Below are 13,568 nucleotides of genomic sequence, written 5' to 3'. Positions count from 1 at the left end.
CTACAAGTTGTAAGGTACAAGAAGAAACAGAGCCTAGTGCGCTCTGCTTTTTCTTGCAGCTTGTAGCTTGCCGCTAGCCGCTACCGAACCCAATCGAACAAACTATCCTTCATAGAGGTCAACCTTAGGGCGCGTCTCCAGCGGCGAAAAGCCGCCTGGTGACACACTCTGGAGACGATCTCGGAGGGATGCTGATCGTGCACATCGCTGACATCACCATGTTCTACGCGCCCGCCAGCGGCGGCGTGCGTACCTATCTTGATGCCAAACACCGCCGCCTGGGCCTTACCCCCGGTGTTCGCCACAGCCTGTTGATTCCCGGCGCCAGCGCCAGCCACGATAACGGCATCTACAAGGTGCCGGCCCCGGCCCTGCCATTCGGCAACGGCTATCGCTTCCCCCTGCGCCTGGCACCTTGGCGCAATGTCCTGCACGATCTTCAGCCGGACCTGATCGAGGTCGGTGACCCCTATCTGACCGCCTGGGCGGCGCTGGATGCCCGGCGCCAGCTGGATGTGCCGGTGATCGGCTTCTATCACTCCGACCTGCCGTTGCTGGTGAGCAACCGCATGGGCAACTGGTTCACGCCCAACGTCGAAGCCTATGTCAGCAAACTCTATGGCAATTTCGACCGGGTGCTGGCGCCGAGTCAGGTAATGGCCGACAAGTTGCGCGGCCTGGGTATCGACAATGTCCATGTGCAGCGCCTGGGCGTCGACCTGGCAACCTTCCACCCGGAGCACCGTGACCTGTCGCTGCGCCGGCAACTGGGCATCGCCGATACCACGCGCCTGCTGGTGTTCGCCGGACGCGGCTCGCGGGAGAAGAACCTGCCGGTGCTGCTCGACTGCATGAAACGTCTGGGCAAGCACTATCACCTGCTGCTGGTGGGCTCGCACATGCCGGCCACCGTGCCGGCCAACGTCAGCGTCATCGATCACTTCTGCCCGGCCGCTGAAGTCGCCCGCCTGCTGGCCAGCGCCGATGCCCTGCTGCACGCAGGCGACCAGGAGACCTTCGGCCTGGTGATTCTCGAAGCCATGGCCAGTGCCATTCCGGTCATTGCCGTGGCCGCCGGGGCCTTCACTGAAATCGTCAACGACCAGTGCGGGCGCCTGTGTACGCCCAACGATGGCCAGGCCATGGCCCGCACGGTGCGCGAGGTGTTCGAGGCCGGTGCCCGGCAAATGGGCCAGCAGGCCCGTGCCCATGTCGAGCAGCACTACGCCTGGGACACTGTGGTCAATGGCCTGCTGGAACATTACCGGGCAGTGCTCGGCCACCCGATGCCGGTACGCGCTCATGCCTGAGCCTGCCGATCGCCCGAGCCTGCTGCTGGTGCTGCATGATGTTGCGCCGGAAACCTGGCCGGACTACCAACCCTTCGTCGAAGCCATCGACGCTCTGGGCAACATTCCCATGACCTGGCTGGTGGTGCCGGACTTTCACAAGCGCAATGCCCTGGAGCAGGCCCCCGGATTTCGCCTGATGCTCGACCGGCGCTTGCAGCGTGGCGACGAAATGGCCCTGCATGGCTACTTTCATGCCGATGACAGCCCGCCGCCGCGCTCGCCGCGGGACTACTTCATGCGCCGCATCTATACCTGGGAAGGCGAGTTCTACAGCCTCGACCAGCCCCAGGCGCGGCAACGCCTTGAAGCCGGTATTGACCTGTTCCGCCGCTATGACTGGCCCCTGGCGGGCTTTGTCGCCCCGGCCTGGCTGATGAGCGACGGCACCCGCCAGGCCTTGCGCCAACTCCCGCTGCGTTACACCAGCGACCCGCAGCACATCTTTCAATTGCCCGACTTCAGCCCGATCGCGGCCCCCGGCCTGGTCTGGAGCGCCCGCAGCCGTTGGCGCCGCGGGCTGTCGAAAGTGTTGTGCGACGTACGTGAGGCGCGCCTGCGCCAAGCGCCGGTGATCCGCCTGGGCCTGCACCCGGTGGACATGCGCCATGGCTTTTCCCGCCGCTACTGGCTGCAAACGGTCCAGCGCTTGCTGCGCCAGGGCCGCGAGCCGATGACCAAATCCGCCTGGCTGGCCAGCAGGCACCCTCGGTGAACCGCCTGCTCTGGCTGCTGATGGCGCTGATCGTGGCGCTGCTGGTGCCAGCCCTGCTCGGAGGCAGCGAGCTGTTGCCGCGCCTGCGTGGTTTTGCCCCGCACCTGCTGCTGGGCCTGTTCGCCATGATTGTAGTGTGCTGGATCATCAACGCCATGCGCCTGCGCTTGCTGCTCGGCAGCCAGGGCGCGGCGCTGGGGCGCTTGCGCAGCCTGGGGGTGATCATGGCCACCGAGTTTGCCATCTGTACAACGCCGGGCGGCAGCGGCGGGCCGCTGGCACTGATGGCCTTGCTGGCCCGCGATCGCATCGGGCCTGCGCGCAGCAGCGCGGTATTTGCTGCCGACCAGCTCAATGATCTGCTGTTCTTTTTCTGCGCCATGCTGGGGATCGCCGGCTACGCGCTGTTCCACAGTCTCAACCGCAGCCTGGAGGGCCTGCTGCTCAGCAGCGCGCTGTTGATGCTCGCCGCCTTCGCCACCCTGCTCGGCTTGCTGCGATACCGTCGCGCGCTACTGCGCCTCAATGGCCGGTTGCTGCACCGGCTCAAGGTGTCCGCCCGCAGGCGCCGACGCTGGACGCGCAAGCTGCTGCACTTCTTTCGCGCCTTGGGCGAAACCTGGCGGCTACCCAAACGCACCCTGGCGCTGGTGTTTGCCCTGACCTGCGTGCACTGGGGGCTGCGCTACAGCGTGCTGTACCTGGCGTTGCGCGGGCTTGGGGTCGATCTGCAGTGGATACCGAGCTTTCTGGTGCAGATGCTGTCGCTCAGCGCCGGGCAATTCAGCCTGCTGCCGGGCGGTGCAGGCGCGGCTGAAATGACCTCGGCCGCATTGCTTTCGCCTTTGGTGGGCACATCGACCGCGGCGGCGGCCATCCTGATCTGGCGGCTGGTGACCTACTATTTCTACCTGGTCGCCGGTGGCCCGGTGTTCCTCTGCCTGCTGGGCCGGCCGCTGCTGGAGCGCTGGCGGCTCAGTCAGGCGCGGGTTCGTCGCTAGCCGGCTTGAGCTGCTCCCAGAGCTCGGCGGCACCGGGAAAATCGGTGCCGTCTTCGCTGTCCAGCGCATCCGGGTCGTAGCGGCTCAGGCAGCCCTCGCCGAGGGTCGGCGGGGCCTTGGAGGTAGCCTTGTCGAGTGGATCGGCCATCGGCCAACCTCCGGCACTGAGGCTTAGTTGAACACCACGGTCTTGTTGCCGTGGACCAGCACGCGGTCTTCCAGGTGATAGCGCAGGCCGCGGGCCAGGACCATTTTCTCGACGTCACGGCCGAAACGCACCATGTCTTCGATGCTGTCGCTATGGCTGACGCGAACCACGTCCTGCTCGATGATCGGGCCGGCATCGAGCTCTTCGGTGACGTAGTGGCAGGTCGCGCCGATCAGCTTGACGCCGCGCAGCGACGCCTGGTGGTACGGTTTGGCGCCGACGAACGAAGGCAGGAAGCTGTGGTGGATGTTGATCACCTGCTGGGCGTATTCCTGGCACAGTTGCGGCGGCAGGATCTGCATGTAGCGCGCCAGTACCACCACGTCGGCACCGTGCTCCTTGACCAGGCGCGAGACTTCGGCAAAGGCCGGCTGCTTGTTCTGCGGATCGACCGGCACATGGAAGAACGGGATGCCGTGCCACTCGACCATGCTGCGCAGGTCGTTGTGGTTGGAGATCACGCAGGGAATGTCGCAATCGAGTTCCTTGGCGTGCCAGCGGTGCAGCAGGTCGGCCAGGCAGTGGGACTCACGGCTGGCCATCAGTACCACGCGCTTCTTCTGGTCGGTATCGGTGATGCGCCAGACCATCGAGAACTCTTCAGCAATCGGTGCGAAGGCCTCACGAAATTCCTCGATACCGAACGGCAGGGTTTCGGCACGGATTTCGTGGCGCATGAAGAACCAGCCGCTCTGCTCGTCGGAGTGGTGGTTGGCTTCGTTGATCCAGCCGTTATAGGACGCCAGGAAATTACTGACTTTGGCGACGATGCCAACGCGGTCGGGGCAGGCAATCACCAGCCGGTAGGTGCGCATGAAATGGACTCCAGAAACTTTCGCAAAGGCGCACATTCTAGCGAGTGCCCGGCAAAACTGCAGTACTCATTGCGCGCGGCCTGTCGCCTGCCCGGGTGTCACGGTCCTGGGCGCAACCGGCGCCCGCGGCGGACTGGCGACTAAGTTAACTATTGGAAAATCGTCTTAGTTTGTAAATTTTTCTTAACCTATTCTCCCGAGGTGTTTAACAATTCATTGAGCTAATAGCCCGCTTTAATGTTTACTTGGGGGGACTGTCTGATTATTATTGCCGCACTGTCTCTCCGAACCCTTCATTTCCAAGGAACGCCTCATGTCCCTGATCAACGAATATCGCGCTACCGAAGAAGCCATCAAAGAACTGCAAGCGCGTCTGCAGAACCTGTCGCAAGACGACAAGCTGCAAACCGAGCTGGAATTCGAAGGCAAACTGCGTGCACTGATGGGCGAATATTCGAAGTCCCTGCGTGACATCATTGCGCTGCTGGATCCAGAAGCCAAACTGAACAAAGCCCCGCGCGGCGCGGTTAAAACCACCGGCACCAAACGTGCGCGCAAGGTCAAGCAATACAAAAACCCGCACAACGGTGAAGTCATCGAAACCAAAGGCGGCAACCACAAAACCCTGAAAGAATGGAAAGCCAAATGGGGTGGTGACGTGGTTGAAGGCTGGGCAACCCTGCTGGGTTAATAAGCCCGCTGGTAACCCTGTGTTACTCGCTAAAAACGCCAGCCTTGCTGGCGTTTTTTATTTTCAACGTTTGCTTACATTCCCAATTGCAACTTAAGCGCCTGCACATGGTTACGCCACTGGCCGAGCAACAGCTGTTGCTGGGCGTCGGCGTCCAGCCAGCATTCCTGCAGGGCCCGCTCGAAATCCCCAAGGGTATTGGGCGCGCCCATCAACGGGTCGCTCAGGCGTTGCTGGCAGAAGGTTTGCCAACGCTGGCGTTCCTCGGCATTCAAGGTTTCGCTGAAATTGCGTGCGCGATAACGAAACAACAATTCTGGCAAACGTTCATCATCGAACATCCACTGCCCCTGCCCTAGTTGCTGCGGATCGACACTGCGCACTTGCTCGCACAAACGCCGATCACGATCGCCAAGAAAGCCATCATACAACTGCTGTTCCGGGTCTTCGCTGGGAGCAAACTCCTCGGCGCTATAAACCAGCGGCAATTTCTCCTGCCATTGCCCGGCGGCGGCAATCAGACTCGCCGCGCGCGCCTGATAAACAGCCATATCCAGTTGCAAACGCTGCTGATCTTCGCCACGCAATACACTCAACGGGGCGACCACCGGGCAGCGATTGATATGGATTAATTTCAACGGCACCGGCAATTGTCCGTCAGGCATTTCCTCACGACGAGTGTATAAACGCTGACGCAGTGAATCAGCATCCTCATCTATCAAGGGCTGAACATCCAGGTGCAGGTCACAGACAATCAAGGCATTGCGATTGCGCGGGTGCCAGGCCAGAGGTAATACCACCCCCAGATAATTGCGTGCCGCAGAGAAACGGCCAGAGATATGCACCATCGGTTGTAATAATCGAATCTGGTCGAGGACTTTCTGCTTGCTGCGCAGTTGAAACAACCAGTCATAAAGCTTGGGCTGTTTCTGTCGGATCAATCGCGCAAGTGCAATGGTGGCGCGCACGTCAGACAACGCTTCATGGGCCTGGCCATGGTCGATGCCATTGGCGGCAGTGATCAACTCCAGGCGCAAACTGGTGCGCCGGTCCTGTTGTGGCCACTCGATACCGTCCGGGCGCAGGGCATAAGCAGTGCGTACGATGTCGATCAAGTCCCAACGGCTGTTGCCGCCCTGCCACTCGCGGGCATAGGGATCAAAAAAGTTGCGATACAGGCTGTAGCGGGTGACTTCGTCGTCGAACCGCAAGCTGTTGTAGCCGGCGCCACAGGTGCCGGGGCGGGCCAGTTCGGCATGCACCCGGGTCATGAACTCGGCTTCGCTCAAGCCGTTGGCGGCCAGTTGCTGCGGAGTGATGCCGGTGACCAGGCAAGCCTTGGGATGCGGCAGGATATCGGCGCTGGGCTGGCAATAGAAGTTGATCGGCGCCTCGATCTCGTTGAGGTCAAGGTCGGTGCGCACCCCGGCGACCTGCAAGGGCCGGTCGTTGCGCGGGTTGATACCGGTGGTTTCGTAGTCGTGCCAGAAAATGCTGGAGCTCACGGGGTCGTCCTGAACAGAAGGTCGCCCAGAGTCTAGGGCCAGCAGCCCGTCACGGCCAGCGTCAGGCCGAAGCGTTCAACGGATGGAAGCTGAAATAGTTGCGCAGGGCACGCACCAGTTGCTCGTAGTCACGTGGCGCCTGCAGCAGCATGAAACCCGAGTCGTAATGCCCGGGCGTCTGGTCTTCATGGCTCCACAGGCAACTGGCGGTGAGGTTGATCAGGTGCACTGCGCCATCGCGGCCCGGGACTTTGAGCTGCAACTCGAAATCCGGGCCGACCAGCATCGGCAGCTGGCTGATCAGCATCAGGCCGTCTTCGGACACATTTCCCAGGTAGCCGATGGGCTGGTCGGTGAAGCGGTTGAAGACTTTGAGAAAATAAGGGAGCTGGTGACGCTCGATGCGGCGCTCGTCAAACATGGTCGGGATCGCTGTCGAAGACCCTTTTAGCAGGGCCGCGCTAGGGCTGCTGTTTTTCCTTCATTTCAGCAACAAGATTAGCGCACCCTGACCCGCGCGTCACAATCAGACCTGCTGACTTTAGTATTAACGCCAAGGCGTGGTGGTTGCCGGGCGGGCAATCGCCGCTTCGCCGCTGCGGTAGTGGCCCAGTTGTTCGAGGGTCTGCAGCCGGGCACGGGCACGGAAGGCGTACTCGCTCTGCGGGTAGCGCTGAAGAATGAACTGGTAGGTCTGCGCCGCATCGACGAACAATTTCTGCCGTTCCAGGCACTGGCCACGCAGCAGCGACACTTCCGGCTGGATGAACGGTCGGGCACGGCTGGTGCGCTCGACCTGGGACAGCTCGAGCATGACCTTCTCGCAGTTGCCCCGGTCATAGGCGCGGTAGGCGTTGTTCAAATGATGGTCCATCGACCAGCGGGTGCAACCGACGACGCTGGTGGCCAGGGCTAAAACGATCAAGGCTCGCATGGGGGATCTCCTGTATTGAGCAGTGTATCGGCTTTGTGCGGAAAATCTGTAGACGTGGCTGGCTGCACTGGCCTCATCGCGGGTCAAGTCGAGTCGTCGCACCGCCGCTCCCACACCAGCGGCGCTCGGGCCCTGTAGCCGTTCAAACGCCACCCGCGCTAACCGCCAGGTAGTGCAAAGGAACAATGACTACAGCGATTTTCCGGAGTAGCCTTTCGCTGCGCTTCACTATAGGAGTCTGTGCATGACCATCCGCCGTACCAAAATCGTCGCCACCCTTGGCCCCGCCAGCAACTCGCCGGAAGTGATCGAGCAACTGATCCTCGCCGGCCTGGATGTCGCTCGCCTGAACTTCTCCCACGGCACGCCTGACGAGCACAAGGCTCGCGCGCGCCTGATCCGCGATATCGCTGCCCGCCTGGGCCGCCACGTGGCGCTGCTCGGTGACCTGCAAGGGCCGAAGATCCGTATCGCCAAGTTCAGCAACAAGCGTATCGAACTCAAGGTCGGTGACCGCTTCACCTTCTCCACCGCCCATCCGCTGACCGAAGGCACCCAGGATATCGTCGGCATCGACTATCCGGACCTGGTCAAGGACTGCGGCGTCGGCGACGAACTGCTGCTCGACGACGGCCGCGTGGTCATGCGCGTAACCAGCGCCACCGCCGACGCCCTGCACTGCGAAGTGCTGATCGGCGGCCCGCTGTCCGACCATAAAGGCATCAACCGTCGCGGCGGCGGCCTGACAGCTCCGGCGCTGACCGAAAAAGACAAGGCCGACATCAAGCTGGCAGCCGAAATGGACCTGGACTACCTGGCCGTTTCCTTCCCGCGCGACGCCTGCGACATGGAATACGCCCGTCGCCTGCGCGACGAAGCCGGCGGTAGCGCCTGGCTGGTGGCCAAGATCGAGCGCGCCGAAGCGGTCGCCGATGACGAGACCCTCGACGGCCTGATCGCCGCCAGTGACGCGGTCATGGTTGCCCGTGGCGACCTGGGCGTGGAAATCGGCGATGCCGAGCTGATCGCGATCCAGAAGAAGATCATCCAGCACGCCCGCCGCAACAACAAGGCGGTGATCGTGGCGACCCAGATGATGGAGTCGATGATCCAGAACCCGATGCCGACCCGCGCCGAAGTGTCCGACGTGGCCAACGCCGTGCTGGACAACACCGATGCGGTGATGCTCTCGGCCGAAAGCGCCGCCGGCGCCTACCCGATCGAAGCGGTACAGGCCATGGCGCGCATCTGCCTGGGCGCGGAAAAGCACCCGACCAGCCAGAAGTCCAGCCACCGTCTGCACACCCGCTTCGAGCGCTGCGACGAAAGCATCGCCCTGGCGGCCATGTACACCGCCAACCACTTCCCCGGCGTCAAGGCAATCATCGCCCTCACCGAAAGTGGCTACACCCCGCTGATCATGTCGCGCCTGCGTTCCTCGGTGCCGATCTACGCGTTCTCGCCGCACCGCGCCACCCTGGCTCGCGCTGCGATGTTCCGTGGCGTGTACCCGGTGGCTTTCGATCCGGCAGCCCTGCCGGCGGAGAAAGTCAGCCAGGCGGCAGTCGACGAGTTGCTGCAGCGCGGCGCGGTCGAGCCAGGTGACTGGGCGATCCTGACCAAAGGCGACAGCTACCACACCATCGGTGGTACCAACGGCATGAAGATCCTGCACGTCGGTGATTCGCTGGTCTGATGCTCAGGCCCTGCTGAACAAAGCCCCGTAGCCTGTGCTGCGGGGCTTTTTTTTGATTCTTCACGGAATCCCTGGGGCTATGATTCTTGGGTTGTTGCGGGCTTATCCATTCGGTGTGGCGCCGCTGCTGGCCCCTTCCGCCCTTACGGCGGGTCCCTTTTGTTCTTGGTGTACGGACCGGACACGTGGTGGACACATGTACGGGCGGCGCCTGCACTGATGTATCTGCGAAAGCTGATGTTGGCGAAGCCATGCTGACGCAGGAGCGGGACAAGCCCGCTGATAAAACGAGCACCAACTTGTTTGGTCTTGATCTTGATCTTGATGTTCATGCACGTACTTCCAGGCGCCGCGAAAAGCGACTTCAGGAGGCCGAGCGTAGGTGCCTGTAGGGGCGGTGCGCAGCACCTTCGGCGGCAGCCGAAGACGCGAGATGTAGACTTGCGAAGCAAGTCGTAGGCCGCGATGCCCCGGAAGGTGCCGTAGCGAGGGGACCCGAAGCGCAGCGTAGGGCCGTATGCAGGAGCAAGCGGTTTTGCCTACTTCTTCCCAAGAGAAAAGTAGGCCGCCGTAAAGGCGGAAGGGGCCAGCAGCAGCCCCACACTGAATGGATAAACTCGCAGCCTCAACATCCAACCCGGATTTTGTGAAGAACCTTTTTTTACCTGCGGGGAATCAGGCGTGGCCAATAAAAACATCGGCAAGCAACTGATTGCGCGGCAGGCCGGCGAGAAACATGCGCCGGGCAAACTGCTCGACACTGGCCGCCGAGCCACAGGCCAGGGTCACGGTCTGGCGTGACGGCAGGCGTAGCGCCGCCAGAGCCTGGGGCAACTGCTGCGGGGTCAGCAGCTCGACCTGCAATTGCGGATGCTGGCTGGCAAGCGCCGTCAGTGCGGGCGCCAGGTAATGTTCCTGCGGGTCATGGGCCAGGTGCAGCAGGCGAATCGGGCCGTGGTGTTCCTGGCGCAAGGCTTCGCGCACAATCCCCCATAACGGCGCCAGGCCAGTGCCGGCGGCCAGCAGCCACAACGGGCGCTCCTGCCAGTCCGGATCGTAATGCAAGGCGCCACCGCGCAACTCGCCCAAGCGCAACGTCGAACCGATAGTCAGTTGCCGGGCGGCATCGCAGAAGGCACCGGGTTGCCGGCAATCGAGGTGAAACTCGAGAAAGCCCTCCTCCCCCGGCAGGCTCGCCAGCGAATAAGGCCGGGCGACCCCGTTCGGGCTCCACAACACCAGGTGCTGGCCGGCCTGGTAGCGTAGTGCCCTTTGCGGCTCAAGCCGCAGGCGCAGCACCGTCGGGCTCAGCCAGTCCAGGCCGCTGACCTCGGCCGGCAGGCCATCTGCGAGCGGGTCGAACAAGGCCACCTGCAAATCTTCTTCGACACTGCACTGGCACGCCAGGCGCCAACCTTGCTGGCGTTTGTCCGCCGCCAGGGCATCGGGCCGGGCATCTGCGGGCTGGCCTTGCAGGCAGCGCACCAGGCAGGCGTGGCAACTGCCGGCACGGCAACTGTAGGGCACCGCCAGCCCGGCATCATTAAGGACATCGAGCAGGTTGCTGCCCGCGGCCACCTGCCATTGTCGCTCAGCGACCCGCAACTCAGGCATCGACGGCCTCCCAGGCGGCCAGGCAGCGGTTGCGCCCACAGTGTTTGGCCCGGTACAAGGCCTGATCGGCACGTTGCAAGGCGTCGTCGAGATCATCGCCAGGCGCCAACAGGGTCAGCCCGGCCGACAGGCTTAACGGTTCGACGCGCAAGCCGACCGCTGGCGGCTGGGCCAGGGCAAAGGCCTTGCGCAAGCGTTCACAACAGCTGAACAGCTGCGCTTGGCTGCAATCGGGCAGCAACAGCACGAACTCTTCGCCACCGTAACGGGCCAGCACCGCAGTGTCGCCCAGGCAATCGCTGGCGATCGAGGCGAAGGCTTGCAGCACCTGGTCGCCGGCGGCATGCCCATAGACATCGTTGATGCGCTTGAAATGATCGAGGTCGATCAACGCCAGGCCGTGGCTGCTGTCTGCGCGCATGTGCGCAAGCTCGCGGCTGGCCAGACTGAGAAAATGCCGACGGTTGAACAGCCCGGTCAGTTCGTCGGTGGCCACCAGGTCTTCAAGCTGGCGCATCATGCCCCGCAAGGTGTCCTGATGGGCTTGCAAGGCATAGCGGCGTTGGCGCATGCGCTGGCGAGCGGCCTGCACATAGCGGGCATACAGGCACAACCAGCACAACACCACCAGCAAGGCACTGGCCTGCAACGCCAGCAGCGAACCGGCGAAATGCGGCACCTGCCAGGCCTCCCAGGCAATCAGGCCGAAGAAGCTGCACAGCACCAGCAGCGCGCAGCGCACGAACACCCGCCCCCTCAGGTGAAACAGGCCGAACATCAGAATCAACGGATAAAACATCAGAAAAGTACCGCGGCCCTGGTCAAGCTGGGCCAGCAGCCAGGTCTGCCAGGCAATCGCCAGCAACACCTGGAATTCGGTCAGGCTCGGATCGCCAAAGCGCAGGTTGCGGCCACTGGCAAACACCCAGCCGAGCAGCAACTGGCTCACCAGCAACAGGCCGCTGCCCAGCAACAAGACATCCAGGGAGGCTTGCAGATGGCCATTCAACAGCGCAACCCAGACCAGCGCCAACACCAACAGATAGGTGCCGGCCGCCATGAGAAAACGTTTGAGGAGAAGCTTCTGCAGCGCTGTTTCGGTCACAGGTGGCTCACCGTACTCTGGCCAGGGCAGAGGAATAAGACATGGCCAACCGCCACTTTAGGGTGTGTGAAGAATAATTGCCATGGTTGCACATATCGGCCCTGACAGGCATTCAGGCAAGAACAGTGCCCGGCCACTGCCGACCTTGGTGGGGACCTTTGGTACGTGTGCCAACCGCGGATGCGCGCTATACTGCCGCGCCTTTTTTGCGCCGACAGCCTTGCGTTGGCGCCTGTTGAAGGTCGTTTCGACACCTCGGCCAGTCCGCGTCGGAATACCTTAATGAATGTTCCCGTCTTTAAGAGGAGCGCGCTGCATGACCGTGATCAAGCAAGACGACCTGATTCAGAGCGTTGCCGACGCCCTGCAGTTCATTTCGTACTACCACCCCGTTGATTTCATCCAGGCCATGCATGAGGCCTATCTGCGTGAAGAGTCGCCGGCTGCGCGCGATTCCATCGCCCAGATCCTGATCAACTCGCGCATGTGCGCCACCGGCCACCGGCCGATCTGCCAGGACACCGGTATCGTTACCGTGTTCGTGCGCGTCGGTATGGATGTGCGCTGGGACGGCGCGACCATGAGCCTGGACGACATGATCAACGAAGGCGTGCGCCGCGCCTATAACCTGCCGGAAAACGTCCTGCGTGCATCCATCCTGGCCGACCCGGCCGGCGCGCGTAAGAACACCAAGGACAACACCCCGGCGGTGATCCACTACTCCATCGTCCCGGGCAACACCGTGGAAGTGGACGTAGCGGCCAAGGGCGGCGGCTCCGAGAACAAGTCGAAGATGGCCATGCTCAACCCGTCCGACTCGATTGTCGACTGGGTACTCAAGACCGTTCCGACCATGGGTGCCGGCTGGTGCCCACCGGGCATGCTCGGTATCGGCATCGGCGGTACCGCCGAGAAAGCCGCGGTGATGGCCAAGGAAGTCTTGATGGAGTCCATCGACATCCACGAGCTCAAGGCCCGTGGCCCGCAGAACCGCATCGAAGAGATCCGCCTGGAACTGTTCGACAAGGTCAACCAGCTGGGTATCGGCGCCCAGGGCCTGGGCGGCCTGACCACCGTGCTCGACGTCAAGATCATGGATTACCCGACCCACGCCGCCTCGTTGCCGGTGTGCATGATCCCCAACTGCGCCGCCACCCGTCACGCCCATTTCGTGCTCGACGGTTCCGGCCCGGCCGACCTGGAAGCGCCATCGCTGGACGCCTACCCGGAGATCGTCTGGGAAGCCGGCCCATCGGCCCGCCGCGTCAACCTCGACACCCTGACCCCGGAAGACGTGCAGAGCTGGAAGCCGGGCGAGACCATCCTGCTCAACGGCAAGATGCTCACCGGTCGCGACGCTGCGCACAAGCGCATGGTCGAGATGCTCAACAAGGGCGAAGAACTGCCGGTCGACCTCAAGGGTCGCTTCATCTACTACGTCGGCCCGGTTGATCCGGTCGGTGACGAAGTGGTTGGCCCGGCCGGCCCGACCACCGCAACGCGGATGGACAAGTTCACCCGGCAGATCCTCGAGCAGACCGGCCTGTTGGGCATGATCGGCAAATCCGAGCGCGGCCCGACCGCCATCGAAGCGATCAAGGACAACAAGGCCGTGTACCTGATGGCCGTCGGCGGCGCTGCCTACCTGGTGGCCCAGGCGATCAAGAAGTCCAAGGTCCTGGCCTTTGCCGAACTGGGCATGGAAGCGATCTACGAGTTCGAGGTCAAGGACATGCCGGTCACCGTCGCGGTCGACAGCAACGGCGAGTCGGTACACATCACCGGCCCTGCGATCTGGCAGCACAAAATCGCTGAAAGCCTGGCGGTGGAAGTGAAGTAAGCCTCAGGGTTTGCTGGTACAAGAAAGCGGCAGGTGGATTACTCCCCTGCCGCTTTTTTATTGCCTGTACGGGCCTCATCGCTGGCGAACAAGGT

At 62.6% G+C, this 13,568-nt stretch carries 14 protein-coding genes; 6 read left to right on the top strand and 8 right to left on the bottom strand.

Features of this window, described 5'->3' with window-relative positions; translation table 11 throughout:
- Positions 1-188: 188 nt before the first annotated feature.
- The 3 genes from ACIOVF_RS10090 to ACIOVF_RS10080 are packed head-to-tail and all read left to right on the top strand — an operon-like array spanning position 189 to position 3,065.
- Positions 189-1,310 (top strand): glycosyltransferase family 4 protein, encoded by a 1,122-nt coding sequence (locus ACIOVF_RS10090; RefSeq protein ID WP_401289159.1) that lies wholly within the window; start codon positions 189-191, stop codon positions 1,308-1,310.
- Positions 1,303-2,064 carry a DUF2334 domain-containing protein gene (locus tag ACIOVF_RS10085; RefSeq protein ID WP_045197453.1) on the top strand — a complete coding sequence of 254 codons (762 nt, stop codon included), beginning with the start codon at positions 1,303-1,305 and terminating at the stop codon, positions 2,062-2,064. Before ACIOVF_RS10090 ends, ACIOVF_RS10085 begins: the two co-directional genes overlap by 8 nt.
- On the top strand, positions 2,061-3,065 hold the full coding sequence (locus tag ACIOVF_RS10080; protein ID WP_401289155.1) for a lysylphosphatidylglycerol synthase transmembrane domain-containing protein: 1,005 nt from the start codon (positions 2,061-2,063) through the stop codon (positions 3,063-3,065). The genes ACIOVF_RS10085 and ACIOVF_RS10080 overlap by 4 nt, the downstream gene beginning before the upstream one ends.
- Here the strand turns inward: ACIOVF_RS10080 and ACIOVF_RS10075 are convergent.
- Together ACIOVF_RS10075 and purU are read right to left on the bottom strand one after the other, a co-directional pair.
- Positions 3,040-3,213, bottom strand: coding sequence for a hypothetical protein (locus ACIOVF_RS10075; RefSeq protein ID WP_176794221.1), 174 nt, complete (start codon positions 3,211-3,213; stop codon positions 3,040-3,042). The two genes, ACIOVF_RS10080 and ACIOVF_RS10075, sit on opposite strands and share 26 nt — an antisense overlap.
- A 23-nt stretch (positions 3,214-3,236) precedes the next feature.
- Complete coding sequence (gene purU, locus ACIOVF_RS10070; RefSeq protein WP_045197450.1) at positions 3,237-4,088, bottom strand: formyltetrahydrofolate deformylase; 852 nt, start codon at positions 4,086-4,088, stop codon at positions 3,237-3,239.
- Positions 4,089-4,401: 313 nt separating this feature from the next.
- On the opposite strand from purU, the gene mvaT reads away from it, so the two are divergent.
- Positions 4,402-4,779 carry a histone-like nucleoid-structuring protein MvaT gene (gene mvaT / locus ACIOVF_RS10065; protein WP_045197447.1) on the top strand — a complete coding sequence of 126 codons (378 nt, stop codon included), beginning with the start codon at positions 4,402-4,404 and terminating at the stop codon, positions 4,777-4,779.
- 74 nt (positions 4,780-4,853) lie between these two features.
- On the opposite strand, the gene sbcB is transcribed toward mvaT, so the two are convergent.
- The 3 genes from sbcB to ACIOVF_RS10050 form a co-directional block, all read right to left on the bottom strand.
- Positions 4,854-6,284: an exodeoxyribonuclease I gene (gene sbcB, locus ACIOVF_RS10060; protein ID WP_401289150.1), complete on the bottom strand. Its 1,431-nt coding sequence runs from the start codon at positions 6,282-6,284 to the stop codon at positions 4,854-4,856.
- A gap of 61 nt (positions 6,285-6,345) precedes the next feature.
- On the bottom strand, positions 6,346-6,705 hold the full coding sequence (locus ACIOVF_RS10055) for a PilZ domain-containing protein (RefSeq protein ID WP_045197442.1): 360 nt from the start codon (positions 6,703-6,705) through the stop codon (positions 6,346-6,348).
- Between the two features lie 126 nt (positions 6,706-6,831).
- Complete coding sequence (locus ACIOVF_RS10050) at positions 6,832-7,218, bottom strand: tol-pal system YbgF family protein (RefSeq protein ID WP_045197440.1); 387 nt, start codon at positions 7,216-7,218, stop codon at positions 6,832-6,834.
- A gap of 244 nt (positions 7,219-7,462) precedes the next feature.
- Between ACIOVF_RS10050 and pyk the strand changes: the two genes are divergently transcribed.
- Complete coding sequence (gene pyk, locus ACIOVF_RS10045; RefSeq protein ID WP_045197438.1) at positions 7,463-8,914, top strand: pyruvate kinase; 1,452 nt, start codon at positions 7,463-7,465, stop codon at positions 8,912-8,914.
- Between the two features lie 143 nt (positions 8,915-9,057).
- Here the strand turns inward: pyk and ACIOVF_RS10040 are convergent, their stop codons facing one another.
- The 3 genes from ACIOVF_RS10040 to ACIOVF_RS10030 form a co-directional block, all read right to left on the bottom strand.
- Positions 9,058-9,246 carry a hypothetical protein gene (locus tag ACIOVF_RS10040; RefSeq protein ID WP_258715716.1) on the bottom strand — a complete coding sequence of 63 codons (189 nt, stop codon included), beginning with the start codon at positions 9,244-9,246 and terminating at the stop codon, positions 9,058-9,060.
- A 343-nt stretch (positions 9,247-9,589) separates the two neighbouring features.
- On the bottom strand, positions 9,590-10,528 hold the full coding sequence (locus ACIOVF_RS10035; RefSeq protein WP_401289146.1) for an iron-sulfur-binding ferredoxin reductase: 939 nt from the start codon (positions 10,526-10,528) through the stop codon (positions 9,590-9,592).
- Entirely contained in the window at positions 10,521-11,633 is a 1,113-nt protein-coding gene (locus ACIOVF_RS10030; protein ID WP_258607934.1) for a diguanylate cyclase, read from the bottom strand. The genes ACIOVF_RS10035 and ACIOVF_RS10030 overlap by 8 nt, the downstream gene beginning before the upstream one ends.
- 316 nt (positions 11,634-11,949) lie before the next feature.
- Between ACIOVF_RS10030 and ACIOVF_RS10025 the strand changes: the two genes are divergently transcribed.
- On the top strand, positions 11,950-13,473 hold the full coding sequence (locus ACIOVF_RS10025) for a fumarate hydratase (protein ID WP_045197431.1): 1,524 nt from the start codon (positions 11,950-11,952) through the stop codon (positions 13,471-13,473).
- The last annotated feature ends 95 nt before the right edge of the window (positions 13,474-13,568 follow it).

The organism is Pseudomonas sp. NPDC087612 (assembly GCF_044743505.1).
Lineage (GTDB): Bacteria > Pseudomonadota > Gammaproteobacteria > Pseudomonadales > Pseudomonadaceae > Aquipseudomonas.
This window is presented reverse-complemented; position numbering and strand designations above follow the sequence as displayed.